The organism is Streptomyces sp. NPDC041205, assembly GCF_055591765.1.
Genome location: NZ_JBVIZH010000002.1, coordinates 178205 through 204214, shown reverse-complemented (window position 1 = coordinate 204214; position 26010 = coordinate 178205). Strand labels below are relative to the sequence as shown.

General features: G+C 70.9%; 24 protein-coding genes and 5 tRNA genes. 18 read left to right on the top strand and 11 right to left on the bottom strand.

The window, feature by feature from the left end; all coding sequences use genetic code 11:
* Positions 1-9: 9 nt before the first annotated feature.
* The 5 genes from ACZ6BG_RS07900 to ACZ6BG_RS07880 all read right to left on the bottom strand — a co-directional run bounded on the left by ACZ6BG_RS07900 (position 10) and on the right by ACZ6BG_RS07880 (position 9292).
* Positions 10-3354, bottom strand: a complete 3345-nt coding sequence (locus tag ACZ6BG_RS07900) for a nitrate- and nitrite sensing domain-containing protein (protein WP_468998369.1) — start codon at positions 3352-3354, stop codon at positions 10-12.
* Between the two features lie 341 nt (positions 3355-3695).
* The gene (locus ACZ6BG_RS07895; RefSeq protein WP_190119844.1) at positions 3696-4301 is read right to left on the bottom strand and encodes a GTP-binding protein; all 606 of its coding nucleotides are present in this window, start codon (positions 4299-4301) and stop codon (positions 3696-3698) included.
* Positions 4282-4686: a DUF742 domain-containing protein gene (locus ACZ6BG_RS07890; RefSeq protein WP_190119845.1), complete on the bottom strand. Its 405-nt coding sequence runs from the start codon at positions 4684-4686 to the stop codon at positions 4282-4284. Before ACZ6BG_RS07890 ends, ACZ6BG_RS07895 begins: the two co-directional genes overlap by 20 nt.
* Positions 4687-4837: 151 nt before the next feature.
* Positions 4838-5251 carry a roadblock/LC7 domain-containing protein gene (locus ACZ6BG_RS07885; RefSeq protein WP_030361929.1) on the bottom strand — a complete coding sequence of 138 codons (414 nt, stop codon included), beginning with the start codon at positions 5249-5251 and terminating at the stop codon, positions 4838-4840.
* A 9-nt stretch (positions 5252-5260) separates the two neighbouring features.
* Positions 5261-9292, bottom strand: a complete 4032-nt coding sequence (locus ACZ6BG_RS07880) for a sensor histidine kinase (protein ID WP_468998362.1) — start codon at positions 9290-9292, stop codon at positions 5261-5263.
* Between the two features lie 589 nt (positions 9293-9881).
* Between ACZ6BG_RS07880 and ACZ6BG_RS07875 the strand changes: the two genes are divergently transcribed.
* The 9 genes from ACZ6BG_RS07875 to ACZ6BG_RS07835 all read left to right on the top strand — a co-directional run bounded on the left by ACZ6BG_RS07875 (position 9882) and on the right by ACZ6BG_RS07835 (position 13924).
* The gene (locus ACZ6BG_RS07875) at positions 9882-10040 is read left to right on the top strand and encodes a hypothetical protein (protein WP_468482028.1); all 159 of its coding nucleotides are present in this window, start codon (positions 9882-9884) and stop codon (positions 10038-10040) included.
* A 111-nt stretch (positions 10041-10151) separates the two neighbouring features.
* The gene (locus tag ACZ6BG_RS07870; RefSeq protein ID WP_468452009.1) at positions 10152-10937 is read left to right on the top strand and encodes a fumarylacetoacetate hydrolase family protein; all 786 of its coding nucleotides are present in this window, start codon (positions 10152-10154) and stop codon (positions 10935-10937) included.
* Complete coding sequence (gene gltX, locus ACZ6BG_RS07865) at positions 10930-12408, top strand: glutamate--tRNA ligase (protein WP_468998358.1); 1479 nt, start codon at positions 10930-10932, stop codon at positions 12406-12408. The genes ACZ6BG_RS07870 and gltX overlap by 8 nt, the downstream gene beginning before the upstream one ends.
* 190 nt (positions 12409-12598) lie before the next feature.
* Positions 12599-13324: an HAD family hydrolase gene (locus ACZ6BG_RS07860; protein WP_468998356.1), complete on the top strand. Its 726-nt coding sequence runs from the start codon at positions 12599-12601 to the stop codon at positions 13322-13324.
* 87 nt (positions 13325-13411) lie between these two features.
* Positions 13412-13483, top strand: a tRNA-Gln gene (locus ACZ6BG_RS07855).
* Between the two features lie 41 nt (positions 13484-13524).
* Positions 13525-13597, top strand: a tRNA-Glu gene (locus ACZ6BG_RS07850).
* Positions 13598-13659: 62 nt separating this feature from the next.
* Positions 13660-13732, top strand: a tRNA-Glu gene (locus tag ACZ6BG_RS07845).
* Between the two features lie 24 nt (positions 13733-13756).
* Positions 13757-13828, top strand: a tRNA-Gln gene (locus ACZ6BG_RS07840).
* A 23-nt stretch (positions 13829-13851) separates the two neighbouring features.
* Positions 13852-13924: transfer RNA gene (locus ACZ6BG_RS07835), tRNA-Glu, on the top strand.
* A 129-nt stretch (positions 13925-14053) separates the two neighbouring features.
* Here ACZ6BG_RS07835 and ndgR read toward each other — a convergent pair.
* Positions 14054-14770 (bottom strand): IclR family transcriptional regulator NdgR, encoded by a 717-nt coding sequence (ndgR, locus tag ACZ6BG_RS07830; RefSeq protein WP_030361934.1) that lies wholly within the window; start codon positions 14768-14770, stop codon positions 14054-14056.
* Positions 14771-14958: 188 nt separating this feature from the next.
* Here ndgR and leuC point away from each other — a divergent pair, with 188 nt between their 5' ends.
* From leuC to ACZ6BG_RS07810, 4 genes are all read left to right on the top strand, one after another.
* Positions 14959-16383: a 3-isopropylmalate dehydratase large subunit gene (leuC, locus tag ACZ6BG_RS07825; RefSeq protein ID WP_468452003.1), complete on the top strand. Its 1425-nt coding sequence runs from the start codon at positions 14959-14961 to the stop codon at positions 16381-16383.
* A gap of 6 nt (positions 16384-16389) precedes the next feature.
* Positions 16390-16986, top strand: a complete 597-nt coding sequence (gene leuD / locus ACZ6BG_RS07820) for a 3-isopropylmalate dehydratase small subunit (RefSeq protein WP_468998352.1) — start codon at positions 16390-16392, stop codon at positions 16984-16986.
* Positions 16987-17269: 283 nt separating this feature from the next.
* Positions 17270-17506 carry an SCO5555 family protein gene (locus ACZ6BG_RS07815; protein WP_030361937.1) on the top strand — a complete coding sequence of 79 codons (237 nt, stop codon included), beginning with the start codon at positions 17270-17272 and terminating at the stop codon, positions 17504-17506.
* Positions 17507-17696: 190 nt separating this feature from the next.
* The gene (locus tag ACZ6BG_RS07810) at positions 17697-18377 is read left to right on the top strand and encodes an HU family DNA-binding protein (RefSeq protein ID WP_468451998.1); all 681 of its coding nucleotides are present in this window, start codon (positions 17697-17699) and stop codon (positions 18375-18377) included.
* 167 nt (positions 18378-18544) lie between these two features.
* On the opposite strand, the gene ACZ6BG_RS07805 is transcribed toward ACZ6BG_RS07810, so the two are convergent.
* Both ACZ6BG_RS07805 and cofC read right to left on the bottom strand, forming a co-directional pair.
* Positions 18545-18748, bottom strand: coding sequence for a hypothetical protein (locus ACZ6BG_RS07805; protein ID WP_030361939.1), 204 nt, complete (start codon positions 18746-18748; stop codon positions 18545-18547).
* 13 nt (positions 18749-18761) lie between these two features.
* Complete coding sequence (gene cofC, locus ACZ6BG_RS07800; protein WP_468998345.1) at positions 18762-19448, bottom strand: 2-phospho-L-lactate guanylyltransferase; 687 nt, start codon at positions 19446-19448, stop codon at positions 18762-18764.
* A 229-nt stretch (positions 19449-19677) separates the two neighbouring features.
* Here cofC and ACZ6BG_RS07795 point away from each other — a divergent pair, with 229 nt between their 5' ends.
* From ACZ6BG_RS07795 to ACZ6BG_RS07785, 3 genes are read left to right on the top strand one after another with little or no spacing between them, the layout of a single operon-like run.
* The gene (locus ACZ6BG_RS07795) at positions 19678-20478 is read left to right on the top strand and encodes a lysophospholipid acyltransferase family protein (protein ID WP_468998341.1); all 801 of its coding nucleotides are present in this window, start codon (positions 19678-19680) and stop codon (positions 20476-20478) included.
* Complete coding sequence (locus ACZ6BG_RS07790; RefSeq protein WP_468451992.1) at positions 20475-21485, top strand: NAD(P)H-dependent glycerol-3-phosphate dehydrogenase; 1011 nt, start codon at positions 20475-20477, stop codon at positions 21483-21485. Before ACZ6BG_RS07795 ends, ACZ6BG_RS07790 begins: the two co-directional genes overlap by 4 nt.
* A 60-nt stretch (positions 21486-21545) precedes the next feature.
* Positions 21546-22691 carry a D-alanine--D-alanine ligase family protein gene (locus ACZ6BG_RS07785; protein ID WP_468998338.1) on the top strand — a complete coding sequence of 382 codons (1146 nt, stop codon included), beginning with the start codon at positions 21546-21548 and terminating at the stop codon, positions 22689-22691.
* A gap of 17 nt (positions 22692-22708) precedes the next feature.
* On the opposite strand, the gene ACZ6BG_RS07780 is transcribed toward ACZ6BG_RS07785, so the two are convergent.
* Both ACZ6BG_RS07780 and ACZ6BG_RS07775 read right to left on the bottom strand, forming a co-directional pair.
* Positions 22709-23206 carry a DUF3515 domain-containing protein gene (locus ACZ6BG_RS07780; protein WP_468451988.1) on the bottom strand — a complete coding sequence of 166 codons (498 nt, stop codon included), beginning with the start codon at positions 23204-23206 and terminating at the stop codon, positions 22709-22711.
* A 20-nt stretch (positions 23207-23226) separates the two neighbouring features.
* On the bottom strand, positions 23227-23460 hold the full coding sequence (locus ACZ6BG_RS07775; protein ID WP_016642988.1) for an Lrp/AsnC family transcriptional regulator: 234 nt from the start codon (positions 23458-23460) through the stop codon (positions 23227-23229).
* Between the two features lie 215 nt (positions 23461-23675).
* Between ACZ6BG_RS07775 and ACZ6BG_RS07770 the strand changes: the two genes are divergently transcribed.
* Positions 23676-24644 carry a thiamine-phosphate kinase gene (locus ACZ6BG_RS07770; protein WP_468451986.1) on the top strand — a complete coding sequence of 323 codons (969 nt, stop codon included), beginning with the start codon at positions 23676-23678 and terminating at the stop codon, positions 24642-24644.
* Entirely contained in the window at positions 24641-25516 is an 876-nt protein-coding gene (gene thiD / locus ACZ6BG_RS07765; protein WP_468998332.1) for a bifunctional hydroxymethylpyrimidine kinase/phosphomethylpyrimidine kinase, read from the top strand. Before ACZ6BG_RS07770 ends, thiD begins: the two co-directional genes overlap by 4 nt.
* Before the next feature lie 132 nt (positions 25517-25648).
* Here thiD and rpmB read toward each other — a convergent pair whose 3' ends face one another.
* On the bottom strand, positions 25649-25834 hold the full coding sequence (gene rpmB / locus ACZ6BG_RS07760; protein ID WP_030195073.1) for a 50S ribosomal protein L28: 186 nt from the start codon (positions 25832-25834) through the stop codon (positions 25649-25651).
* Between the last annotated feature and the right edge of the window lie 176 nt (positions 25835-26010).

The following is a 26010-nucleotide window of genomic DNA, read 5'->3' as shown; positions in this document are numbered from 1 at the left end:
GGGCTCACACTAACGCTCCTGGTTGTAGGTGCTATCAGGGCTGAAGCCCTGGCCATTCGTGTCACTGCCCGCGCTGCGGCCCCGCTGGACGCCGCGGCGCAGGTTGCTCAGCCTGCCCCGTACTTCCTCGGGGTCGCGGGAGACCTGGGGGCCGCCCTGCGGGGTCTGCTCCGCGGTGCCCTCGACCAGGTTGGCCTTGGGCACCCGCCGCGGGAGACCGGACGAGGTGACCCCGCCCGCCTTGGGCTCCCGCAATTGCTCGGCGCGCTGCCAGCGGTCGTCGTTGGACGAACGCCAGCCGGGGCTCTGCTGCTCGTCCTGCTGGGCCTCGCCCCGCAGGTCGCCGTCGTGGCTGTCGCCGCTGCGGCTCTCGGGGGGCTGCGCGGCGGGGGCGGCACCGTTGCCGTTCGCCGCCGTGCTGCCGCGGCGCGGAAGGCCCGCGTCGGTCAGCTCGTGGGCGGCGGACGGAGCCGGCGGCGTCGACGCGGCAGGTCCCGGACGGTCGAAGCCTACGCGCTCCTGCTCGCCCGCGTCAGTCGTCGATGCGGGTTCCGCTTCGGGAGCGTAGCCGTCCTGGTACTCGTCCTGGTAACCGTCTCGCAACGGCCAGTCGTCCTGGTGGGCACGCTCCGGGTAGGTGGCGAACGGCTCCTGGAGACCGCCCGTACGAGCGTCTTGACCGCCCTGGCCGGACTCCGTATAGGCGGCGTCCTGATAGCCGTCCTGGGTCGTGTAGTACGACTCGTCGTACGCCTGCGCACCCTGGTCGTAGCTCTGCCGCGCGTCGTAGCCGGACTGGTCCTGGTCGTATCCGGGCGTCTGCTGCCCGTCGTACGAGGTACCCGCGGGGTCGTACGCGGCGTGCTGGTCGTCGTACGCCGGGTGCGGCACCGCCCCGTCCGCGAATCCGCCCTGCTGGTCCGGGTAGTCGTAGCCGGACGGCTGCTCGTACGTCTCCTGGCCGCCCTGGACCTCGTCGCGGAACAGCGGGCGCTCGGCGGCGGGCTGGGCGGGCTGACCCGAGTGGGCCTGCGCCTCCAGTGCGGCACGGCGCTCCTCGCGCATCAACGAGCGGCCCACGGGGTCGAGTTGACCGCCGCTCTCGGCGCCGTCGGCCTGGTAGCGGCTGTCGTCGAAGCCCAGCTCAGCGGCCGTGCGCAGCGGCTCGACCTCGGGGACCTGCTGCTCCGGGATGATCGAGGAGACGGTGAACTCGGAGTCGTTCCCCTGCAGTTCGCCACCGCCACCGTGGGTGATGTTGTCCGGCAGCATGACGAGGGAGGTGGTGCCCGCCTGCTCGCCCGAGGGGCGCAGCTGGACCCGGATGCCGTGCCGGTCGGACAGGCGGCCGACCACGAACAGGCCCATGCGCTGGGAGATCGCGGCGTCCACGGTCGGCGGGTTGGCGAGGCGGTGGTTGATGTCCGCGAAGTCCTCGGCGGTCAGGCCGATGCCCTTGTCGTGGATCTCGACCATCACCCGGCCGTCCGGGAGGCGGGTCGCGGTGACCTTGACCTTGGTCTGCGGCGAGGAGAACGCGGTGGCGTTCTCGAGGAGCTCGGCGAGCAGGTGCACGAGGTCGGTCACGGCCAGGCCGTGGATCTCGGCCTCGGGGACGCCCGACAGCTCGATGCGCTCGTACTGCTCCACCTCGGAGGAGGCGGCGCGGAGCACGTCGACGAGCGGCACCGGCTGGTCCCAGCGGCGGCCGGGCTCCTCGCCGGAGAGGACCAGGAGGTTCTCGCCGTTGCGGCGCATGCGGGTCGCGAGGTGGTCCAGGCGGAAGAGGTTCTCCAGCTGGTCCGGGTCGGCCTCGTTGTTCTCCAGGTCGGTGATGAGGGTCAGCTGGCCCTCGATCAGCGACTGGTTGCGGCGCGACAGGTTGGTGAAGATCGCGTTGATGTTGCCGCGGAGCAGGGCCTGCTCGGCGGCGAGCCGGACGGCCTCGCGGTGCACCTGGTCGAAGGCGCGGGCGACCTCGCCGATCTCGTCGGTGGTGGTGATCGGGATGGGCTGCACGCGGGTGTCGACGCGGCCCGGGTCGGTGCGCGAGAGCTGGTCGACGAGCATCGGCAGGCGCTGCTCGGCGATGCCGAAGGCGGCGGTGCGCAGGCTGCGCATCGAGCGGCTCATCTGGCGGGCCATGAGGCCGGCCAGGATGAAGGCGGCGAGCAGCGCGACCACGACGGCGGCGCCGGTGATGAAGGCGTCGGTCTTGGCGTTGTCGGCGATGTCGGACGCCTCGCTCACGGCCTTGTCCGCGAGGTCCGCCTCGATGGCGCGGTAGGCGTCGAACTTCAGGCTGGTGGCGTTCCACAGGGCGGGGGCGGTGACGCCCTTGCCCGCGAGCGCGACGAGCGCGCTCGGCTGGGTGGAGGGCAGGCCCGCGATGAGGGCGACGGACTTCTCGCCGCTCGGCATCGGGACGTACTTCTTGCCCTGGGCGCGGGCGGCGGCCGCGGCCTCCTCGGACTGCTTCTCGCCCGCGGCGGTCAGCTTCTTCTTCGCCTCGTCGAGCTTGCGCACGTCCTGGGGCGTGCCACCGCCGGTGTACTCCTGGATGGCGATGTTCTCCAGGTACACGTACGAGGAGAAGGCGATCTTCTGCCGGGACAGGTCGGACTGGGTCGGACCCGGCTTCGTGAGGATGTGGGTGCCGATGGAGCGCTGCAGCGAAAGGGCCGCCTTGGCCAGCGACACCGCGTAGACGGTGCGGCCGTAGGAGGTGATGTTTCCGGTGCCGAGGCCGAGCTCGTTGGCGAACTCCATCAGCGGGTGCTGGATGCCGACGTAGGCCTCTTCGGTCTGGACGCCGGGGAGCTTGCTGGTGTACGCGGCCTCGCGCAGGCCCGCCAGCTTCGGCTCCACCTTGCGGAAGCCCTCCAGGCGGCGCTCGAGGCCCTCCTTCTGCGGCATGTCCTTCGCGGCGTCGTCGAACGCGGCGGCGGCGGCGTCGGTGGCCTTGCGGGCCTTGACCACGGCCGGGCTGTTCTTCTTGCCCTTGAGCAGCGGCGCGGCGGAGACGTCGCGCTCCTCGATGAGACGGTTGCCGTAGTCCAGGGAGGCGCGCACCAGCCGGGCGGTGGCCTCGGCGTCGCGGGCCTCGTCCCAGGTGTCGATGGCGCCCTTGACCTGGAAGCCGCCCATGACCAGGCCGACGAGCACGGGTATGAGCAGGATCGCGTTCAGGCGGGTCGGCACGCGCCAGTTCCTGGGCGACATCCGACCGCCGGAGGCGGCCCCCGGCTCGTTGCCGGGCGCGTCCGCGGCGGGTGCAGCGGCGCGCGGCGGCGGGGTGAAGTTGCCCCGCGTGTCCCGGTCCGGGGATGCGGGGCTCGTCTTGCTTCGCCTCACTCGACCAACAACCTCTCGGCGGCGGCTCCCGCGCTGGTGCCGCTGTCGTCTCCAAAGGCCCGTGCTACTGGGCAGTTCAGCGCATTCCAGCACGTCAGGCAGTGCTCTTCCAAACAGTAGGAAAGAACAGTTCCGAGTGGTGTAAGCCTCAGATAAATCGGTCATAAAGAGCGAGCCCCGCCAAAAGGCGGGGCCCATGTGAGCACAGCGAGACCAGCCGACCGCGATGTGTGGCGGGGTCGGCGCAATTCTCTGTCGAAACGTTATGAACACGGCAGCCGTCCGTGTCAAAGGACACAGATCGTTCCGTGTGCTCTACGGCAACTTCCGTATGCCCCCGCCTACTTGAGACGTGCCATCAGTGCGTGCTCAACCAGTGTGATCAGGCCACTCTTTGCGTCCGCACGGTGCCGGGCATCGGTGGTGATGATGGGAGTGCCCGGTCCGATCTGCAGTGCTTCGCGCACTTCGTCGGGGGTGTACGGCTGGTGGCCGTCGAAGCCGTTGAGGGCGATGACGAACGGCAGCCCGGAGTTCTCGAAGTAGTCGACGGCGGGGAAGCAGTCGGCGAGCCGCCTCGTGTCGACCAGGACGACGGCACCGATCGCGCCGCGCACCAGGTCGTCCCACATGAACCAGAAGCGGTCCTGGCCGGGCGTGCCGAACAGGTAGAGGATCAGGTCCTGGTCGAGCGTGATGCGGCCGAAATCCATCGCCACCGTCGTGGTGGTCTTGTCCCCGGTGTGGGTGAGGTCGTCGATGCCCGCGGACGCGGACGTCATCACGGCCTCGGTGCGCAGCGGGTTGATCTCCGAGACCGCGCCCACGAACGTGGTCTTGCCGACGCCGAAGCCGCCCGCCACCACGATCTTGGCGGACGTGGTGGACCGGCCGGCACCGGCGTCGGAGCCCGCGAAGCCGCCCCCGTTAGAGCTTGCGAAGTCCACTGAGCACCCTTTCGAGCAGTGTCACGTCGGGCTGGCCGCCGGCGTTCTCGTCGCCGCCGGGCTGGTGGATGGCGACGAGCCCGGCCTCGGCCAGGTCGGCGACGAGGATGCGGGCCACACCGAGCGGCATCGAGAGCAGCGCGGAGACCTCGGCCACCGACTTGACCTCACGGCACAGGTGGCAGATCCGCTGGTGCTCGGGGAGCAGCCCCATCAGCTGGGCCGGGTCGGCCGTGGTGCTCACCAGCGCCTCTATCGCGAGCTGGTAGCGGGGCCGGGTCCGGCCGCCGGTCATCGCGTACGGACGCACCAGCGGCTGGTCGCCCTCGCCGTACCCGGCATGGGCTGCGCCGTACGGGTCGTGAGAGGCGGTGGGCGGGTTCATGGATCCTCCGGGCGGGACAGCAGTTGTCTGCGTTCCGTCTGACAGAGCCGGGTGGGGGCATGACTGGCGGCCGGACGGTGGTCGGTACGTTCGGTCGGCTCGCTCGGACGGTGGGGCGGCCGGGCGAGGGCGGGCGGGCCGTGGGGGCGGCCTAGTGGAGCAGGCTGCCCTGGAGTTCGGCGCGCAGGTCCGGGGTGAGGACGGTGCCCGCACGGTCGACGAGGAGGGCCATCTCGTAGCCGACGAGGCCGATGTCGCACTCGGGGTGCGCGAGAACGGCGAGTGACGAACCGTCGGAGACGGACATGATGAACAGGAAGCCGCGCTCCATCTCCACCACGGTCTGCGTGACCGCGCCGCCCTCGAAGATCCGGGAGGCCCCGGCGGTGAGGGAGGTCAGGCCGGAGGCGACGGCCGCGAGCTGGTCGGCGCGGTCGCGCGGAAAGCCCTCGGACATCGCGAGAAGCAGGCCGTCGGCGGAGACCACGACCGTGTGGGACACCCCGGGGGTGTTGTCCACGAAGTTGGTGATCAACCAGTTCAGGTTCTGTGCCGCCTGGCTCATCGGACTCAACTAACGCTCCTGCTGGTGAGTGGGGAAACTGCCGGTCTGGCCGGTACCGGCCTGGCGACCCTGCTGGATGCCCCTACGGAGATTGGTCAGCCGGCCGCGCACGTCGTCGGGCGCACGGGAGACCTGCGGTCCCGCGCCTTCCTGAGCCTGCTGTGCGGTGCCTGCCACGAGGTTCGCCCGTGGCACCCGGCGCGGCAGCCCGGAAGTGGTGACGCCGCCCGCGGAGGGCTGCCGGACGCGCTCGGCCTGGCGGCCGAGTTCGTCGTTCGGCGATGTACGCCAAGCGGTGTTGCTGGTGTTGCCGGTGGTGCTGCTCGTGTTGCCGTTGCCCGCGGTCGGAGCCGTGGTCGGGGAGCCGCCCGGACGCTGGGGCAGCGGGGGAGTGCCGAGGCCACCCGCGCGGCCCTGGTCGGGCGCCGGGCGCTGCGGCAACTGCTGCTCGCGCTGCGGAAGCGGCTGCTGGGCGGCACCGGCGTCGGGACGGCGGACCGGCTCCGGGCGGTGTCCGGGCTCGGAGCCGTTGCCGCGCTGCGGGGCCTGCGGCTGCTGGGAGCGGCGCGGCTGCGGGCGCTGCGGGAGCCCCGGGTGGCGCTGCTCGGCCTGGCGGTTCTGCTCGGCCTGCTGCTGAGCCTGGGCCTGGCGCTCTTCCTGAGCCTGGCGCTCCTGCTCGGCCTGCTCCTGGGCCTGCTGGGAGAACCAGTTGGTCTCCAGCGTGTCGTACAGCGGCGTACGGCCGTCCAGCGGTCCGGACGCGGGCGGCAGGGCCTCCGGCTCGGACTGCTGCGGGGCCTGCTGCTGTGGAGCCGACTGCTGCGGAGCCTGCGGCAACTGGGCCTGCGGGCGCTGCGGGGCGGGCGGCTGCTGACCCTGGGGCTGCTGCGGGGCGTCCTGGCGATCGCCGCGCTGGCCCTCGCCCGGACCCTGGCCGCGGCGCGGCGCGGGCGGACGCGGCACGGAGAACTCACCGGTGCCGTGCGGGGTCTGGCCGCCCTGCGGGGCACCCTGGGCGGGGCCGCCGAAGACGTCGGAGCGCATGAACTCGCCGGTGCCCTGCCCGTCCGGGGCCTGGGCGGCGCCGTTCTGCCCTGACGTGCCCGGGGGCGGGCCGTCGAAGTCGGGGCGGTCGAACTGCGCGGTGGAGCCGGGGCCCTGGCGGTCGTCGAGGCCCGCGGGGACCGCGAACTGACCGGTGGACTCGGGCTCCTCGTGGCCGCGGGGGGCGTCGAACGGCTCCCGGGAGACCTGCGGCTGCGCGTTCTCGTCGCTCCAACTGGGCGTACGGGGCTGCGGGTTGCCGCCCGGCAGCTCAGCGCGCGGGGCGTTGCCGCGCTGACCGGAGCCCGGCCGCGGCGGCAGCTGCGGCCGACGGCCCTGCTCGCCGCCCGCGTCGTTCGTACGCTGCTGGGGCACCGGAGGCTGGGCCATGCCCGCACCACCGGGGCGGCTGCCCTGGGAGAAGCCGCTCCGGCCGCCCTGCGGGGTCTGCGGCAGCTGCGGTGCCTGTGGACGCTGCGCGCCGGAGGGGCCGTTCGGCGCCGAAGGACCGGCGAGCCCCGCGGGACCACCCGGACCGGCACCCCCGCCGGGCCCGGACGCACCGGCCCCCGCGAGACCGCCCGGGGCCACCGGGGACCCGGCCGACGGACCCTGGTTGCCGCCGCGTGCGGGCAGTGCCGCGCGCGGTCCCGGGCCGGAGGACACCTGGCCGCGCTGCGCACTCGCGCCGGGGCCGACCTGGCCGCCACGGGCGCGTGCGGCGCCGCCGAGACCGGCCGCCACGCCACCGCCGCGCCGGGCGGCGGCGGCACCCGCGGCCGCCTGGGCCGCGGCCGGACCGCCGGTCGGGGCGGGCGCGCCCGCCTTGCTCGGGACCTTCTTGCCGCCCTGGGCGACATCGACGGGCAGCATGACCAGCGCGGTCGTACCACCGGAGTCGGAGGGGCGCAGCTGGATGCGGATGCCGTGGCGCTGCGAGAGGCGGCCGACCACGAACAGACCCATGCGGCGGGAGACGGAGACGTCCACGGTGGGCGGCGAGGCGAGCCGCTCGTTGATCGCGGCGAGGTCCTCGGGGGAGAGGCCGATGCCGGTGTCGTGGATCTCGATGAGCACGCGGCCGTCGGGCAGCGCGTGACCGGTCACCTTGACCTTGGTCTGAGGCGAGGAGAACGAGGTGGCGTTCTCGAGCAGCTCGGCGAGCAGGTGCACGAGGTCGTTGACGACGCGTCCCGCGACCTCGGTCGAGGGCACGGCGGACAGCTCGATGCGCTCGTACTGCTCCACCTCGGAGGCGGCGGCGCGGAGCACGTCGACGAGGGGCACGGGCCGGGTCCAGCGGCGGCCCGGCTCCTCACCGGCGAGGACGAGGAGGTTCTCGCCGTTACGGCGCATGCGGGTCGCGAGGTGGTCGAGCTTGAACAGCGAGGACAGCTGGTCCGGGTCGGCCTCGCGGGACTCCAGCTCGGAGATGAGCGAGAGCTGGCGCTGGATGAGGCCCTGGGAGCGGCGCGAGAGGTTGGTGAACATCGCGTTGACGTTGCCCCGCAGGAGGGCCTGCTCGGCGGCGAGGCGGACGGCCTCGCGGTGCACGTCGTCGAAGGCCGCGGCCACCTGGCCGATCTCGTCCCGGGAGTGCACACCGACCGACTCCACGGACGTGTCGACGTCCTGCGGGTCGGACTCGGAGAGCTGCTTGACCAGCTCGGGCAGGCGGTCCTGGGCGACCTTGGTGGCGGTGTCCTGGAGCCGGCGAAGAGAGCGGATCATGGACCGGGCCACGACGAAGGCGCCGACGAGCGAGACGCCGAGCACGAGCAGGATGAGGGCACCGTTGAGGATGGCCTGCTGCTCGGACTCGTTCCTGAGCGACCGGGCCTTCTGCTCCATCTCGTCGAGCAGCGTCAGCTCGATCTTCGACATCTCCGAGATCTTGGTGGAGTCTGCGTCCACCCAGTCCTTGTAGGAGCGCTTGCCGCGGAGCTTGATGCCGCCCTCCTGCTCAAGCACGCGCTTGGCGTAGGAGTTGGCGGCCTGGATGGCGGAGTTGCCCTCGCTGATGGGCTTGAGGAGCTTCTCGCGGTCACCGGTGTAGATCCGGTTGAAGGACTGGAGCTCCGAGCCCTCCTTGTCCAGGGCGGAGAAGGCGTAGCGGCGGTCGGTCTCGGAGAGCTTGCCGAACTCGCGGTTGTTCGCGGGCAGCGCGGCCGCGATGATGGCGCGCTGCACGGAGGCGTACTCCTTGGCGGAGGAGAACGCGGACAGCGCACGGGTGCGCTGGATCATGTCCGGGTTGCTGGTCGCCTGCGCCATGTCCTGGGAGAGCTTCAGGAGCTGCTCGATGAGCTGGCTGTAGGCGTCGACCGTCTGCGAGAAGGACTTGTCGTCGGAGTACGCGTTGCGGCGCACTTCGTTGATCTTCTGCAGCTGCCGGGTGATCTGGATGGTGCTCTGGCGGACGCCGAGCAGACCCTTGTCGTTGTCGCTGTCTTCCAGCTGCTGGGTGCCGCGCAGGAAGGTGCGGTAGGCGCGGTCCGTCTTGACCCGGGTGCCCTTGACGGCGAAGTCCGAGTCCTTCGCGCCGTGCGCGAGGGGGCCCGCCGACTGGTCGCGCTCCTCCTGGAGAGCCACGGCCAGGTCGGTGGCCTGCTTGGTCATGTCGGTCAGCAGCTTCATGTTGTCGAGCTGCTCGATCTCGTCGAGGGACGAGTTGATACGCAGCGCGCCCAGCGAGGTCGCGGCGATGACGGGGAGCGCGAGGAGCGAGACCAGACGTGTGGAGATGCGCCAGTTGCGCAGGGCTATTCGCGGGCCGGGACCCGGGGGTGTCTTGGATCCCTTCGGCAGCGCTCCGCCCGCGGCCGGGCCGGAAGCGCCCGCACCGCCGTCACCGGACTGCACCTGTCCGAGGTTCTGGGCGTGCTGGGCCGAGGAGCCGCGGTCACTTCCGCCGCGCTCCGGCTCCGCCGAAGCATCCCCTCGGCCGCGACCGGCCTGGGGAGACCCCTTGCCATCCCTCTTGAAACGTCCCTGCACTAGCGTCGCAACCTCTGGACCAGGCGTCCTGCCGCGTGGACGGCGGGACGGTGTCGGCGTCTCGGGGCGCCAGGCACCCCTTGGTGGTCGTGAGACCGGCGCTGCTCTCCCCCTTCCCGCCGCCACTCGGCGCTGCGTTGCGCCCCTGTGCGCCGGTTCGATCCCGCGGCGGTCCCGGGAATTCCAGCACAGTGCAGGATCTCCAACAAGGCCCGTGGGTCAGCCAGCGAACTCCGTGACACCACGTGATTGGCGCGTTACGAGACGTAGAAAGTGAAGTCGCCCATAACGGACTTTCCAGTACAAGAACGTCGGGCGCGACGGGTGTCCCAGTCTTCATGATCAGGAGCGGAATGGGCGCTTCAGGCGGGCAATGTCCGTTTTCAATGGTTGGACCGCGAGCCGGAATTGCCCCTTTTGCCCACTACTAAGTGAGCAAACTCACATGAAGATCATGGCCTCTTCTGGACTTTGGTCGGGAATTGCATGTTTAGCCTGACGCTTTACAGGGATGGCGAAACCGACAACCGGCGTCCACCGAGCGGCGCCCCAACCGACAGGGTCGAAACGGCAGATGAAGTCCACGTTGATGTTCCGCAACATAGCCAACCCGCGCCGCACCACCCTCGCGCACCTCAAGGACGCCGACGAGGTGCAGGCCGCGACGGAGCAGCCGGAACACACCACGGAACTGCCGGCCCAGACGGCCAACCCGAAGCGCACCACCCTCATGGACGTGCCGCAGTAGCCGACCGCTCGGCGCCCCGGGTGGCGAGCCGCACGGCGGTGGATAAAGAGGACAGCGGCGAAGCCCCATAGACTCGACGCGTCACACTCCACCCAGACGCAAGGGGCCCCGTTGCGCATCGCCAGGTTCTCCATCGACGGCAATGTCGCCTTCGGCGCGGTCGAGGGCGACGCCCCCGACGAGCTCGTCCTCGACATCATCAAGGGCATCCCGTTCGCCGACTTCGAGCTCTCCGGCACGAAGGTCCCGCTGAACAAGGTCCGCCTGCTCCCGCCGGTACTGCCCAACAAGATCGTGGGCATCGGCCGCAACTACGCGGACCACGCCCGGGAACTCGGCAACGAGATCCCGGACACCCCGGTCGCCTTCTTCAAGCCGTCCACCTCCGTGTGCGGCCCCGGCGACCCCGTCGAGTACCCCTCGTTCTCGCAGGAAGTGCACTACGAGGCCGAGCTGGCCGTGGTCATCGGCCGGATGTGCCGCGAGGTGCCGCGCGAGCGCGTCGCCGACGTCATCCTCGGCTACACCTGCGCCAACGACGTCACCGCGCGGGACGTGCAGAAGCGCGAGAACCAGTGGTCGCGCGCCAAGGGCTTCGACACCTCCTGCCCGCTCGGCCCCTGGGTGGAGACCGACATCGACCTGGCCCGCGCCGCCGACCTGACCGTGCAGTGCACGGTCAACGGCGAGCAGCGCCAGCTGGGCCGCACCGCGGACATGATCCGTCCCATCGAGGACCTCATCGTCCACATCACCGAGGCCATGACGCTGCTCCCCGGCGACGTCGTCCTCACGGGCACCCCGGCAGGGGTCGGCCCCCTCAACGTCGGCGACGAGGTCGCCGTCACCATCGAAGGCATCGGCACTCTCACCAACAAGGTGATCAAGCGTGGCTAACGCGACGAATGTACGCGTACGTTTCTGTCCCTCCCCGACCGGCAACCCGCACGTGGGTCTGGTCCGCACCGCCCTGTTCAACTGGGCCTACGCCCGGCACAACGAGGGCACCCTGGTCTTCCGCATCGAGGACACGGACGCCGCCCGGGACTCCGAGGAGTCGTACGAGCAGCTCCTGGACTCCATGCGCTGGCTGGGCTTCGACTGGGACGAGGGCCCCGAGATCGGCGGCCCGCACGCGCCGTACCGGCAGTCGCAGCGCATGGACATCTACCGGGACGTCGCGGCCAAGCTCCTCGACGGCGGCTACGCCTACCCCTGCTACTGCACCACCGAGGAGCTGGACGCCCGCCGCGAGGCCGCCCGCGCCGCCGGCAAGCCGTCGGGCTACGACGGCCACTGCCGCGACCTCACCGACGCGCAGAAGCAGGCGTACGAGGCCGAGGGCCGCAGCCACATCGTGCGCTTCCGGATGCCCGACGAGGCCACCACCTTCACCGACCTGGTGCGCGGCGAGATCACCGTCCAGGCCGAGAACGTCACCGACTACGGCATCGTGCGCGCCAACGGCGCTCCGCTGTACACGCTGGTCAACCCGGTCGACGACGCCCTGATGGAGATCACCCACGTGCTGCGCGGCGAGGACCTGCTGTCCTCGACCCCGCGCCAGATCGCCCTCTACAAGGCGCTGATCGAGCTGGGCATCGCCCAGGGCATCCCCGAGTTCGGCCACCTGCCGTACGTGATGGGCGAGGGCAACAAGAAGCTCTCCAAGCGCGACCCGCAGGCGTCCCTGAACCTGTACCGCGAGCGCGGCTTCCTGCCCGAGGGCCTGCTGAACTACCTGTCCCTCCTCGGCTGGTCGTTCTCCGCCGACCAGGACGTCTTCACGATCCCCGACATGGTCGCGAAGTTCGACCTCGCGGACGTGAACGCCAACCCGGCCCGCTTCGACCTGAAGAAGGCCGAGGCGATCAACGCCGACCACATCCGGATGCTCGACGTGAAGGCCTTCGCCGAGGCCTGCGCCCCCTGGCTCAAGGCCCCCTTCGCCCCCTGGGCGCCGGACGCCTTCGACCAGGAGAAGTGGGACGCGATCGCCCCGCACGCCCAGACCCGCATCAAGGTCCTCTCCGAGATCACGGACAACGTCGACTTCCTGTTCCTGCCGGAGCCGGTCTTCGACGAGGCGTCCTGGACGAAGGCGATGAAGGAGGGCAGCGACGCCCTGCTCCGTACGGCCCGCGAGAAGCTGGACGCGGCCGACTGGACCTCGGCGGAGTCCCTCAAGGAGGCCGTCCTCGCCGCCGGCGAGGCGCACGGCCTGAAGCTCGGCAAGGCGCAGGCCCCGGTCCGCGTCGCCGTCACCGGCCGCACGATCGGCCTGCCGCTCTTCGAGTCCCTGGAGATCCTGGGCAAGGAGACGGCACTGGCCCGCGTCGACGCGGCCCTGGCCAAGCTCACCGCGTAACCGCGCAGGTACGTCCCGTACGAAGGGCCCGGAAGCCACCATGGCTCCCGGGCCCTTCGCGTACGTTCGGAGCATGACGATCAACGCTGTGCCGATCAAAGCCATTGTCTGGGACATCGACACTGCGTTCTTCGGGGGATAACCCCCGAACCCCCAGCCGAAAGAGCCCGCGCGGCTTACCGTCGGCCTCATGACGATCAAAGCCATTGTCTGGGACATCGACGACACGATCTTCGACTACGCGCACGCCGACACCGAGGGCATACGCGCCCACCTCGTCGCCGAGGGCCTCCTGTCCGGATACGGGACCGCCGAGGACGCTCTCGCGCTGTGGAAGGAGACCACCGAGCGCCACTGGGCCCGCTTCGGGGCCGGTGAGGTCGACTTCGAGACGCAGCGCCGCGACCGCGTGCGCGACTTCGTGGGCGCCGCGCTCGACGACACCGAGGCCGACGCCTGGTTCGCTCGCTACCGCGCGCACTACGAAGCCGCCTGGACCCTCTTCCCGGACGCCCTGCCGACCCTGGACGCCCTCGCCGACCGTTACCGGCACGCGGTCCTGTCCAACTCCGCCCACTTCGTGCAGGACCACAAGCTCCGCACCCTCGGCGTGCGCGACCGCTTCGAGGCCCTGCTGTGCGCCGCTGACCTGGGCGTTTCCAAGCCCGCGGCGGAGGCGTTCCACGCCGTGTGCGCGGAGCTCGACCTCGCGCCCGCGGACATCGCCTACGTCGGCGACCAGCCGGAGATCGACGCCCGCGGCGCCCGTGACGCGGGCCTGCTCGGGATCTGGCTCGACCGCAACGGCTCGGCCCAGGAAGGCCCGTCGGGCATCCACCGCATCGGCGGCCTCGCCGAGCTGCCCGCGCTGTTGCTGGCCGATACCCGTTTTGGAGCGCCGTCCACCTTCGGGTAATGTTCTTCCTGCGCCGCCCGAGAGGGCCGAGAGGTCCGGCCGGGAAGCGCAAGTCAAACAAAGCCCCCGCAGGGGGTTGCGCTTTGATGGCCTATGGTGTAATTGGCAGCACGACGGTTTCTGGTTCCGTTAGTCTAGGTTCGAGTCCTGGTAGGCCAGCTCGCAGAGCTCATCTGCAACCGCGGATCACGATCCGCAAAGCCCCCGTTGTGTAGCGGCCTAGCACGCTGCCCTCTCAAGGCAGTAGCGCCGGTTCGAATCCGGTCGGGGGTACAGATCCTTCCCGTGAGGACAGTTCGGGTCGCACCCACTGACTTCAATGCAGGATCGCTAGGGCCCCCGTTGTGTAGCGGCCTAGCACGCCGCCCTCTCAAGGCGGTAGCGCCGGTTCGAATCCGGTCGGGGGTACTGTGGTCTGGTTTAGACCACTAGTGGGCTATGGTGTAATTGGCAACACGAAGGTTTCTGGTTCCTTTGTTCTAGGTTCGAGTCCTGGTAGCCCAGCGCAGTATCAGCAGTACGAGCAAGCCCCCGTTGTGTAGCGGCCTAGCACGCCGCCCTCTCAAGGCGGTAGCGCCGGTTCGAATCCGGTCGGGGGTACGCGAAGAGGAAGCCCTCCCCGGTCGGGGAGGGCTTCTTCGTGTTTCGTGTGGGGATGTACGACACCCCCCAACTCCCGCCCGCCGCTGCGGCGTTGGAGCCGCGGGCCGGAGATGAGGGGTGGCTGCGTCAGCTGGTGCGGCGCAGTGCCTCGGAGAGACGGCCGGCCGCGTCGATGACGGCCTGGGCGTGCATCCGGCCCGGGTGCCGCGTCAGCCGCTCGATCGGCCCGGAGACCGAGACGGCCGCCACCACCCGGTTCGAAGGCCCGCGCACCGGCGCCGACACCGACGCCACCCCCGGCTCCCGCTCACCGATCGACTGCGCCCAGCCCCGGCGGCGCACACCCGACAAGGCCGTCGCCGTGAACCGCGCTCCCTGCAGGCCCCGGTGCAGCCGCTCCGGCTCCTCCCAGGCCATCAGGATCTGCGCCGACGAGCCCGCCTTCATCGTGAGCGTCGAACCGACCGGCACCGTGTCCCGAAGGCCCGAGAGGCGCTCGGCGGCGGCCACGCAGATCCGCATGTCGCCCTGGCGGCGATACAACTGCGCGCTCTCGCCCGTCACGTCCCGCAGATGCGTGAGCACCGGACCGGCCGTCGCGAGCAGCCGGTCCTCGCCCGCCGCCGCGGCCAGCTCGGCCAGGCGCGGGCCCAGAATGAAACGGCCCTGCATGTCTCGCGCCACCATCCGGTGGTGTTCCAGGGCCACGGCCAGACGATGGGCCGTGGGTCGTGCGAGCCCGGTGGCCGCGACCAACCCGGCAAGGGTGGCGGGACCGGACTCCAGGGCGCTCAGGACAAGGGCAGCCTTGTCGAGAACGCCTACGCCGCTAGAGTTGTCCATGCAACGATACTCGCGTCTCACTCTGTGAAACGCAAGTTCAAAAAATCCGGGAACCCGCCACTCTGTAGGAGCGGTCCGCAGACCAACGGATTCGCGGCCGGCGTCCGGCACGCAGTCACGAGGGGTACGGCGTCGGCGAACCGATTCTCTAGTTGGGCCGGCGCACGACGCCGGTCGGAGGGAAAGCGATGGGTAGGACTCTCGCGGAGAAGGTCTGGGACGACCACGTCGTCCGGCGCGCCGAAGGCGAGCCCGACCTCCTCTTCATCGATCTGCACCTGCTGCACGAGGTGACAAGCCCGCAGGCGTTCGACGGCCTCCGGCAGGCCGGGCGCCAGGTGCGGCGCCTCGATCTCACCATCGCCACCGAGGACCACAACACCCCGACCCTCGACATCGACAAGCCCATCGCCGACCCCGTCTCCCGCGCCCAACTGGAGACGCTGCGCAAGAACTGCGCCGAGTTCGGCGTCCGGCTGCACCCGCTGGGCGACGTCGAGCAGGGTGTCGTCCACGTAGTGGGACCGCAGCTGGGACTGACCCAGCCCGGCACCACGGTGGTCTGCGGCGACTCCCACACCTCCACGCACGGCGCTTTCGGCGCGCTGGCCTTCGGCATCGGCACCTCCCAGGTCGAGCACGTGCTCGCGACCCAGACGCTGCCGCTGGCCCGCCCGAAGACCATGGCCATCACCATCGACGGCGAACTGCCCGACGGCGTCACCGCCAAGGACCTGATCCTCGCCATCATCGCCCGGATCGGCACCGGCGGCGGCCAGGGCTACATCCTGGAGTACCGCGGCGCGGCCATCGAGAAGCTCTCGATGGAGGCCCGCATGACCATCTGCAACATGTCCATCGAGGCCGGCGCCCGCGCGGGCATGATCGCCCCCGACGAGACGACCTTCGCGTACATCAAGGACCGCCCCCACGCCCCGCAGGGCGCCGACTGGGACGAGGCCGTCGCGTACTGGCGGACGCTGCGCACCGACGACGACGCCGTCTTCGACGCCGAGGTCTACATCGACGCCGCCGAGCTGTCGCCGTTCGTCACCTGGGGCACCAACCCGGGCCAGGGCCTGCCCCTGTCGGGACACGTCCCCGACCCGGCTTCGTACGAAGACGCCTCGGAGCGGCTCGCCGCCGAAAAGGCCCTGGAGTACATGGGGTTGAGCGCCGGGCAGCGGCTGCGGGACATCAAGGTGGACACCGTCTTCGTAGGCTCCTGCACCAACGGCCGTATCGAAGACCTCCGATCGGCCGCCGCCGTCCTCGACGGGCGCAAAGTCGCCGACGGCGTACGGATGCTGGTCGTGCCCGGCTCGGTGCGGGTCGCCCTGCAGGCCGTCGAGGAGGGCCTCGACAAGGTGTTCACGGCGGCGGGCGCCGAATGGCGGCACGCGGGCTGCTCGATGTGCCTGGGCATGAACCCCGACCAACTCGCCCCCGGCGAGCGCTCCGCGTCCACGTCCAACCGCAACTTCGAGGGCCGCCAGGGCAAGGGTGGACGCACCCATCTGGTGTCGCCGCAGGTCGCCGCCGCCACCGCGGTCACCGGCCACCTGGCCTCGCCCGCCGACCTCGCCGACGCCCCCACGACCGCCGGAGTCTGATCAGCCATGGAAGCCTTCACCACACACACCGGCCGGGCCGTGCCGCTGCGCCGCAGCAACGTCGACACCGACCAGATCATCCCCGCCCACTGGCTGAAGAAGGTCACCAGGGACGGGTTCGAGGACGGGCTCTTCGAGGCCTGGCGCAAGGACGCCGACTTCGTGCTCAACAAACCGGAGCGGCGGGGCGCCACGGTCCTGGTCGCCGGACCCGACTTCGGCACCGGATCCTCCCGCGAGCACGCCGTCTGGGCGCTGCAGAACTACGGCTTCAAGGCCGTCATCTCGTCCCGCTTCGCCGACATCTTCCGTGGGAACTCGCTCAAGAACGGCCTGCTCACGGTGGTTCTGGAGCAGTCGGCCGTGGACGAGCTGTGGGCCCTGACGGAGGCGGACCCGACCGTCGAGATCACCGTCGACCTGCACGAACGCCAAGTCCGCGCCCCCGGCGTCAGCGCCTCCTTCGAGCTGGACGAGAACGCCCGCTGGCGGCTCCTGAACGGCCTGGACGACATCAGCATCACCCTCCAGAACGAGCAGGACATCGCGGTCTACGAGTCCCGCCGCCCCGCGCACAAGCCGCGCACCGTGCAGGCCGTCTGACGCGCGTCCCCCGGGCGGCCCAGCGCGCCTTCGCGAGTTGCCCGACGGTGCCCCGGCACCCGATGTACCCCCAATCGTGGACGGTTGGGGGTACATCTGTGTCCGGCCCCCGTATGCCCCCCGATGACCTGAACGGGTGGTCTCAACTGCCTTGATCTGAAGGGCAGAAGAGGCCGGAAATCCACTTGCACCCCAGGGATGCGGTTATCCTCAGATGGGCGCCGGAGGAGGGTAGTTACCCCCTGCGGAGGCGACAACTCGCCCCAGATGGCACAATCGGTGCATGGGACGCGACGACCAACTCGAGCTCTACGGACTCGTGGCGGACCAGTTGAAGGAAGCGCACTCCCGAGTGCGCGCACTGCAAGTCCCGGAGGGCGTACGGATGGCGCTGACCCGGAAGCTGCTGGTCATTACGGCCGCGGCCAAACACGATCTCGCCGATGCGGCAAGGCGTCTGGAGCGGTTGATGGCGTACCTCGACGACGGCGACGAGGGCCGAATCCCTGAAGACGACTGAGCGGCAGGCCTCAACGGGCCTGCTGGGTCCCGACGGGCCTCAACGGGCCTTCGAGGAACTCCTCGAGAGCCCAGGTCGTTGCGGCACAAGGGTGATTAGCCCGTTTCGTGTTTGATTTGCGGTATATATCTGCCTAACGTGCGAAAAAGCCTGGCGCATTCGCTCAGGCAATGTCTCCGAAGGGGAAGACGTGAACAAGGCGCAGCTCGTAGAAGCGATTGCCGACAAGGTTGGTGGCCGTCAGCAGGCCGCCGACGCCGTGGACGCGGTTCTGGACGCCATCGTCCGTGCCGTTGTCAGTGGAGACCGTGTTTCGGTCACCGGCTTCGGCTCGTTCGAGAAGGTCGACCGCCCGGCCCGGTACGCCCGCAACCCGCAGACCGGGGAGCGCGTTCGGGTCAAGAAGACCTCGGTGCCCCGCTTCCGTGCGGGCCAGGGCTTCAAGGACCTGGTGAGCGGCTCGAAGAAGCTCCCGAAGAACGACGTGGCGGTCAAGAAGGCGCCCAAGGGCAGCCTTTCGGGCGGCACCAAGACCACCGCCAAGGCGGCCACCAAGAAGGCCACCGCCAAGAAGGCCACGGCCAAGAAGACGACGGCGAAGAAGACCACCGCCGCCAAGAAGGCCACCACCGCCAAGAAGACGGCGACGGCCAAGAAGGCCACCACCGCCAAGAAGGCGGCGAAGACGGCCACGGCCAAGAAGACCACGGCCAAGAAGACGGCCAAGGCCGCCACGGCGAAGAAGACCACCGCCAAGAAGGCCGCCGCCAAGAAGGCGCCCGCCAAGAAGGCCACGGCGAAGAAGGCGCCCGCCAAGAAGTCCACGGCGCGCAAGACCACCGCCAAGAAGGCCACCGCCCGCAAGAAGTAAGGGCAGAGGGCACTCACGCGCCGGGCCGGGCTCCCTAGGGGGAGCCCGGCCCGCGGCGTGTTCGGGGGCGTGTTCAGGGGCTTGGGGGAGTGGCGTGCCCGGGGGTTCCGGGGACGGGGGCGCCGCCGAGACCGGTCGGCCCGCGGGCGGCGGCCCGCTCGGCCCCCTCAGAACGTCTGCAGCGTCACCAGCGTGATCCGGCGCCCCTCGCCCTCTCCGGTCACCTCGATGCGTACGCGCTGGCCGGGCCGGAGCAGCCGCAGGCCGCCGGCGTCGAACGCCGGGGCGTCGAAGGGCACCGGGGTGCCGTCGTCGAGGAGCACGCTGCCGGTGCGGGTGTCGGAGTCGTACGTGTACGCGGTGGCCTGCATGGGGGCAGCGTACTCAGTCCGGGATCAGCAGCCCGGCGGCGGCCGCCGCCGTGTGCGGGCCCACGCCCAGGGCGAGCGCGGCCCGCAGGTCGTCGCCGGTGTCCACGTCCTGGCGCACGGAACCGGCGTACCCGATGTCGTCGACGGCTCCGGCGGTGACCGCGGGCTCCGTGGCCCCGGTGCGCCCGCCGAGTTCCACCGCGCCCGAGTCCCGGTGGCGCGCCCGTGACGGCCCGCCGAATTGGGGGTGCAATTCCGTGCCGGGGCCCGCGGTGAGCAGTGTCGTGCCGATTCCCGCGGCGTCCGGGAGGAAAGCGCGGGGGAATGGGGCGGCGGCGTCGAGCACGCGGGCCAATTCGCGGGGGCGCAGCGCGGGCAGATCGGCGTTGAGGGCCGCCACCGGTGCTTCGGGGCGCCGGGAGCGGACCTGGCGGGCCGCGTGCGCCAGCGCGGCGTTGAGGCCGTCCCCCGGGGCGTCGGGGACGACGTGGGCGCCGAGCGCGGCCAGTTCACGGCCCGCGCGGACGTCGTCCGTGACGACCACCACATCCCGCACCGACGGGCAGGCCACCGTCGCGGCCACCGTGTCCTGCGCGAACGCGAGGGCGAGCGCGGGCCGCAGACCGTCCCCGGCGGCGGGCGCGAGACGGCTCTTGGCCCGCTCCAGGGGCTTGAGCGGTATCACCACGGTCCACTGCACGCCCGGCTCCGTCCTTCGCGTGAGCCCATTGTGACCTGGGAGAAGGGGGCGGACGGGAGGTGGGGTGCGGGGGCGGCCGCCGGTGCGGCGGGCCGGTGCCCGGCGCGCACGGGCCAGGCGGGGCGTGACGGGGAGAGGGCGGACGGGTGGGCGTACGGTGTTCTCGACAGGACGGCAGCCTGGGGCGACACTTGTGCGGCCGACCAGGCTCATGGAGGAAGGTGTCCGAGTGTCCCGCCGCAGAATCGGCTTCTGGTACCGCTTGGCGGCGGTCATCGCTAAACCGCCGCTGTTGGTTCTGATCAAGCGGGACTGGCGGGGAATGGAGAACATTCCGGCCGACGGCGGTTTTATCACCGCCGTGAACCACAATTCCCATCTCGACCCGTTCGCGTACGCCCACTTTCAGTACAACACCGGGCGGGTCCCGCGTTTCCTCGCCAAGCACGGGCTCTTCAAGAAGGGCTTCGTCGGGGCGTTCATGCGGGGCACCGGGCAGATCCCGGTCTATCGCGAGACCACCAACGCGCTGAGCGCCTTCCGGGCCGCCATCGAGGCCGTCGAGCGCGGCGAATGCGTGGCGTTCTACCCCGAGGGCACCCTCACCCGCGACCCCGACCTGTGGCCCATGACGGCCAAGACGGGCGTCGCGCGCGTGGCCCTGCAGACCAAGTGCCCGGTCATCCCGGTGGCCCAGTGGGGCGCCAACGAGGTGCTGCCGCCGTACGCGAAGAAGCCCGACGTGCTGCCCCGCAAGACGCACCACGTGCTCGCCGGCGAGCCGGTGGACCTGGCGCGCTTCTACGACAAGGAGATGACACCGGACCTTCTGAAGGAGGCCACCGAGGCCATCATGGCGGCCATCACCGAGCTCCTGGAGGAGCTGCGCGGCGAGCGGGCCCCGCAGAAGCGTTACGACCCGCGTGAGGTTCGTCTCGCGCAGCGCCGCAAGGCCAAGGAGATCTCCGCCGACGGGAGCTCCACCGCCAGCGGCCGTACAGAGCAAGGCAGTTCGGAGGAGAGCAAGTGACCCGATCCCTGAAGGCCGCCGTCTTCGGAACCGGCTCGTGGGGGACGGCCTTCGGGATGGTCCTGGCCGACGCCGGCTGCGACGTCACCCTGTGGGCCCGCCGCGCCGAACTCGCCGAGGCGGTCAACTCCACCCACACCAACCCGGACTACCTGCCGGGCGTCGAGCTGCCGCGGAACCTGACCGCCACCACCGACCCGGCCGCCGCCGCGGCCGACGCCGACTTCACCGTGCTCGCCGTGCCCTCGCAGACGCTGCGCGGCAACCTCGCCGCCTGGACCCCGCTGCTCGCCCCCGACACGGTGCTCGTCTCGCTGATGAAGGGCGTCGAGCTGGGCTCCGCCATGCGCATGAGCGAGGTCATCGAGGACGTCACCAAGGCACCCGCCGAGCGGATCGCCGTCGTCACCGGGCCCAACCTGGCCCGTGAGATCGCCGCCCGCCAGCCCGCCGCGTCCGTGGTCGCCTGCACCGACGAAACGGTCGCGCAGCGCCTCCAGGCCGCCTGCCACACCCCGTACTTCCGGCCGTACACGAACACCGACGTCGTCGGCTGCGAGCTGGGCGGCGCCGTGAAGAACGTCATCGGGCTCGCCGTCGGCATCGCGGACGGCATGGGGCTCGGCGACAACACCAAGGGCTCGCTCATCACGCGCGGGCTCGCCGAGACCACCCGGCTCGGCCTCGCCATGGGCGCCGACCCGCTGACGTTCTCGGGGCTCGCGGGCCTCGGCGACCTGGTGGCCACCTGCTCCTCGCCGCTCTCGCGCAACCACACCTTCGGCACCAACCTCGGCAAGGGCATGACCCTGCAGGAGACCATCGCGGTCACCAAGCAGACCGCGGAGGGCGTCAAGTCCTGCGAGTCCGTGCTCGATCTGGCCCGCAGGCACGGCGTCGACATGCCGATCACCGAGACGGTCGTCGGCATCGTGCACGAGGGCACGCCGCCGCTGGTCGCCCTCAAGGAGCTGATGTCGCGCAGCGCCAAGCCCGAGCGTCGCTGACCCCCTGCTCACGGGCGGCACACTGACTCCGCCGGGGCCAGCGGGTACGCTCAACGCGATATGAGCAGCGAGAACCTCCCCCAGAGCCCCCGCAAGCCGCGTGTGGCCGTCGTGTTCGGCGGCCGCAGCTCGGAGCACGGCATCTCCGTCGTCACCGCCGGTGCCGTCCTGCGCGCCATCGACCGGACCAAGTACGACGTGCTGCCGATCGGCATCACGACGGACGGGCGCTGGGCGCTGACCGCGGACGACCCCGACCGGATGGCCATCGCCGACCGCAAGGTCCCCAGCGTCGCCGAGCTCGCCGAGTCCGACGGCGGCGGCGTGATCCTGCCCGTCGACCCGGGCAACCGCGAGGTCGTCTACAGCGAGCCCGGCGCGGTGCCCAAGGCGCTCGGCGAGGTCGACGTGGTCTTCCCGATGCTGCACGGCCCGTACGGCGAGGACGGCACCCTCCAGGGGCTCCTGGAGCTGTCCGGTGTGCCGTACGTGGGCGCGGGCGTGCTCGCCTCGGCCGTCGGTCAGGACAAGGAGTACATGAAGCGGGTCTTCACCTCCTTCGGGCTGGCCGTCGGCCCGTACCTGGTGATCCGGCCCCGCGAGTGGGAGCGCGAGGAGAAGAACGCCCGGCAGCGCGTCGCGGACTTCGCGGGCGAGCACGGCTGGCCGCTGTTCATCAAGCCCGCGCGCGCGGGCTCCTCGATCGGCATCACCAAGGTCGACTCCTTCGAAGGCCTCGACGAGGCCATCGCGGAGGCCCAGCGGCACGACCCGAAGATCATCGTGGAGTCGCTGCTGCGCGGCCGCGAGATCGAGTGCGGCGTCCTGGAGTTCGAGGACGGACCGCGCGCCAGCGTGCCCGCCGAGATCCCGCCGGTGCAGGCGCACGACTACTACGACTTCGAGGCGAAGTACATCGACTCGACGCCCGGCCTCGTGCCCGCCCCGCTGACGCCCGAGGAGACCGCCGAGGTCCAGCGGCTCGCGGTCGAGGCCTTCGAGGCGACGTCCTGCGAGGGCCTGGTGCGCGCGGACTTCTTCCTCACCGAGGACGGCCGGTTCGTCATCAACGAGATCAACACGATGCCGGGCTTCACGCCGATCTCCATGTACCCGCAGATGTGGGAGAAGAGCGGCGTCGGCTACGCGGAGCTGGTGGACCGCCTCATCCAGGCGGCGCTGAACCGCTCCACCGGGCTGCGCTAGCGCCCGGCCGGGCGTGGCTAGGCCACGCCCTTGGGGATCGTCTTCTTGATGGGGGCGGCGAAGTCCGTGAGCGGACCGAGGCCGCCCCCTGTCCGCTCCTTGGGCAGCGTCACCTCGACGTAGGCGAGGCGCAGCGCGGTGGTGAAGACGTACGAGCCGTCGTCGCGCTTCTGCAGGAGCCAGGCCACGCCGTTGACCTTCACGCCGTCCGACTTGGCCACCTCGGGATCGGACATCTCGGGGGGCCGCTCCACACCGCAGCGCAGTATGATCGCCGGGTCTCCCCACCCGGCGGTCAACTCCGACTTCGGTCCGGGGTCGGTGCGCTCGAGACCGTCGACCTTCTTCGGGAGCTGCGCGCGCAGATCCCGGCAGAGCCCCGCGGCCTTCGCCGCCGGGGACGGAACCACCACCGACGCTGTGTCGTCCGTTGATGAGCAGGCCGTTGACGCGATCAGCGTTGCGCAAGCGGCCACGCCCATGAGGCAGCGGCGCCGGAGACGGGGGATGTTCACCGGGCCAGGGTAGACGGGGGCTACAAGTGCACGACCGGGCAGGTCAGGGTTCTGGTGATGCCGTCCACCTGCTGGACCTTGGCGACCACCATGCGGCCGAGTTCGTCGACCGTGTCCGCCTGCGCGCGCACGATGACATCGTAGGGACCGGTCACGTCCTCGGCCTGGATCACTCCCGGGATCTTGCCGATCAGCTCGGCGACGGTCGACGCCTTGCCGACCTCGGTCTGGATCAGGATGTACGCCTGTACCACGGAACCTCCAGGGCGGCCACGAGGATCATGTGGGGAGAAGGGACGCCACGGTACCGCGTCGCCGCTCGCCACGGGGAGACCCGGGGGAGCTGTGGCGCGCACATCGCGGCGGACGGACAACACAGGTTGACGGCTCCGTCGACCGTACCGACGACAGGGACGGCTCGCGACCGCAAGCGGACCGCGGCGACCGTGGCAGAAGGAGCAGCACGCGCATGAAGGGCACCGTCGGCGAGTTGGGCGAGTTCGGGCTCATCAAGGAGCTCACCTCGCGGCTCACCTCCACCCCGGCCGTACGCCTCGGCCCCGGCGACGACGCCGCGGTCGTGGCCGCCCCGGACCGCAGGGTCGTGGCCAGCACCGACATCCTCCTGGAGGGCCGGCACTTCCGCCGCGACTGGTCCACGGCCTACGACGTCGGCCGCAAGGCCGCCGCCCAGAACCTCGCCGACATCGCGGCCATGGGGGCCGTGCCCACGGCGATCCTGCTCGGCCTCGTGGTGCCCGCCGAACTCCCCGCGAGCTGGCCCATCGAGCTCATGGACGGCCTGCGCGACGAGTGCCAGGTCGCGGGCGCGGCCGTGGTCGGCGGCGATGTCGTGCGCGGCGACACGATCACCGTCTCGATCACCGCGCTCGGCGACCTGCGCAACCACGAACCCGTCACGCGCGCGGGCGCCCAGCCCGGCGACGCCGTCGCCGTCACCGGCTGGCTCGGCTGGTCCGCCGCCGGGCACGCGGTGCTCTCCCGAGGTTTCCGCTCGCCGCGCGCCTTCGTGGAGGCCCACCGCAGGCCCGAGCCGCCCTACCACGCGGGCCCCGCGGCCGCCGGGCTCGGCGCGACCGCCATGACGGACGTGAGCGACGGCCTGATCGCCGACCTCGGCCACATCGCCGAGGCCAGCAAGGTGCGCATCGACATCCGGTCCGGCGACGTCGACGTGCCCTCGCAGATGAACGACATCGGGCAGGCCGTCGGCGTCGACCCGCTGCAGTGGGTGCTCAACGGCGGCGAGGACCACGCGATCGTGGCGACGTTCCCGTCCGACGTGAAGCTGCCCGCCCGCTGGAAGGTCATCGGCGAGGTCCTCAACCCCTCCGCGCAGCCGCAGGTCACGGTCGACGGCGCGCCCTGGACCAGCAAGGGCTGGGACCACTTCGGGGAGAACGGCGGCGACTCGTGAGCGCGGCGGGCCTACCGCACACGCCCCGTACGGCCCGTACGGCGCCGCCCCGGGTGCTCACCGTCGCGGGCTCCGACTCCGGGGGCGGGGCCGGGATCCAGGCCGACCTGAAGACGATGCTCGCGCTCGGCACGCACGGCATGAGCGTCGTCACGGCCGTCACGGCGCAGAACTCCCTGGGTGTCCAGGGCGCTTGGGAGCTGCCCGTGGAGGCGGTGCGGGCGCAGTACCGCAGCGTCGTCGACGACATCGGCGTCCAGGCCGTCAAGACGGGGATGCTGGCCTCCGCCGAACTGGTCGAGGCGGTCGCCGAGTTGATCTCCGCCACGGACGCCCCCGCCGTCGTCGACCCGGTCGGCGTCTCCAAGCACGGGGACGCGCTGCTCGCCGCCTCCGCGCTCGACTCCGTCCGTACGAAGCTCCTCCCGGCCGCCGCCGTCGCCACCCCCAATCTCGACGAGGTCGCCCAACTGACCGGCGTGCGCGTCGGGTCCGAGGGCGACATGCGGCGCGCCGCCGCGGCCGTCCTGGCGTACGGCCCCGCGTGGGTCGTCATCAAGGGCGGCCATCTCGCCGGGGACGCCGTCGACCTCCTGACGGACGGCTCCGAGGAGCACTGGCTGCGCTCCCCGCGCCACGACAACCGCCACACGCACGGCACCGGCTGCACCCTCGCCAGCGCCATCGCCGCGCACCTGGCCCGCGGGCGGTCCGTGCCGGATGCCGTCACGGCCGCCAAGGAGTACGTCACCGGGGCCATCGCGGCCGGGTTCGCGCTCGGGGGCGGGATCGGCCCGGTGGATCACGCCTGGCGGCTTGGGGAGGGCGCGGGGCTTTCGTCGTGGACGGGGTCTCGGACCGAGTCTCCGTAGAGTGCGTTTCCGGGGTGGACCTCCGCCTCGTACGGCCCTCTGGGGGGCCGCCCGCACGCGGGCATACGAAAAGCCGGTCCTCCCGAAGGGGGACCGGCTTTCAGCAACCGGCTAGGTGGCCGCGCAGATGCGTCAGCGCGAGACCTTGCCGGCCTTGATGCACGAGGTGCAGGCGTTGAGGCGCTTCGGCGTCCCGCCGACCACGGCACGCACGCGCTGGATGTTCGGGTTCCAGCGACGGGGCGTACGGCGGTGCGAGTGCGAGATGTTGTTGCCGAAGCCCGGCCCCTTGCCGCAGACGTCGCAGTTGGCAGCCACGGGTCACTCCAAAGACTTCAGATGCACTTACGGTTAAACCCGGCATGCCGGGATCAGTGCAATGATCGTAGTGGCGTTGCCAGGAGGAATGGCCCGATGCGTATCGGGCAACCGGAGCAGCATACAACGACTGCTTCGGTACAACGAAACTACCATGTCTCGCCCCCGGCCCCACC

Bases quoted from the DNA above. Each gene is read 5' to 3' on its own strand.
- ACZ6BG_RS07890 (WP_190119845.1), bottom strand. From the start codon at position 4,686: ATGAACCCGCCCACCGCCTCTCACGACCCGTACGGCGCAGCCCATGCC.
- ACZ6BG_RS07885 (WP_030361929.1), bottom strand. From the start codon at position 5,251: ATGAGCCAGGCGGCACAGAACCTGAACTGGTTGATCACCAACTTCGTG.
- ACZ6BG_RS07875 (WP_468482028.1), top strand. From the start codon at position 9,882: ATGTTCCGCAACATAGCCAACCCGCGCCGCACCACCCTCGCGCACCTC.
- ACZ6BG_RS07860 (WP_468998356.1), top strand. From the start codon at position 12,599: ATGACGATCAAAGCCATTGTCTGGGACATCGACGACACGATCTTCGAC.
- ndgR (WP_030361934.1), bottom strand. From the start codon at position 14,770: ATGGACAACTCTAGCGGCGTAGGCGTTCTCGACAAGGCTGCCCTTGTC.
- leuC (WP_468452003.1), top strand. From the start codon at position 14,959: ATGGGTAGGACTCTCGCGGAGAAGGTCTGGGACGACCACGTCGTCCGG.
- leuD (WP_468998352.1), top strand. From the start codon at position 16,390: ATGGAAGCCTTCACCACACACACCGGCCGGGCCGTGCCGCTGCGCCGC.
- ACZ6BG_RS07815 (WP_030361937.1), top strand. From the start codon at position 17,270: ATGGGACGCGACGACCAACTCGAGCTCTACGGACTCGTGGCGGACCAG.
- ACZ6BG_RS07805 (WP_030361939.1), bottom strand. From the start codon at position 18,748: ATGCAGGCCACCGCGTACACGTACGACTCCGACACCCGCACCGGCAGC.
- ACZ6BG_RS07785 (WP_468998338.1), top strand. From the start codon at position 21,546: ATGAGCAGCGAGAACCTCCCCCAGAGCCCCCGCAAGCCGCGTGTGGCC.
- ACZ6BG_RS07770 (WP_468451986.1), top strand. From the start codon at position 23,676: ATGAAGGGCACCGTCGGCGAGTTGGGCGAGTTCGGGCTCATCAAGGAG.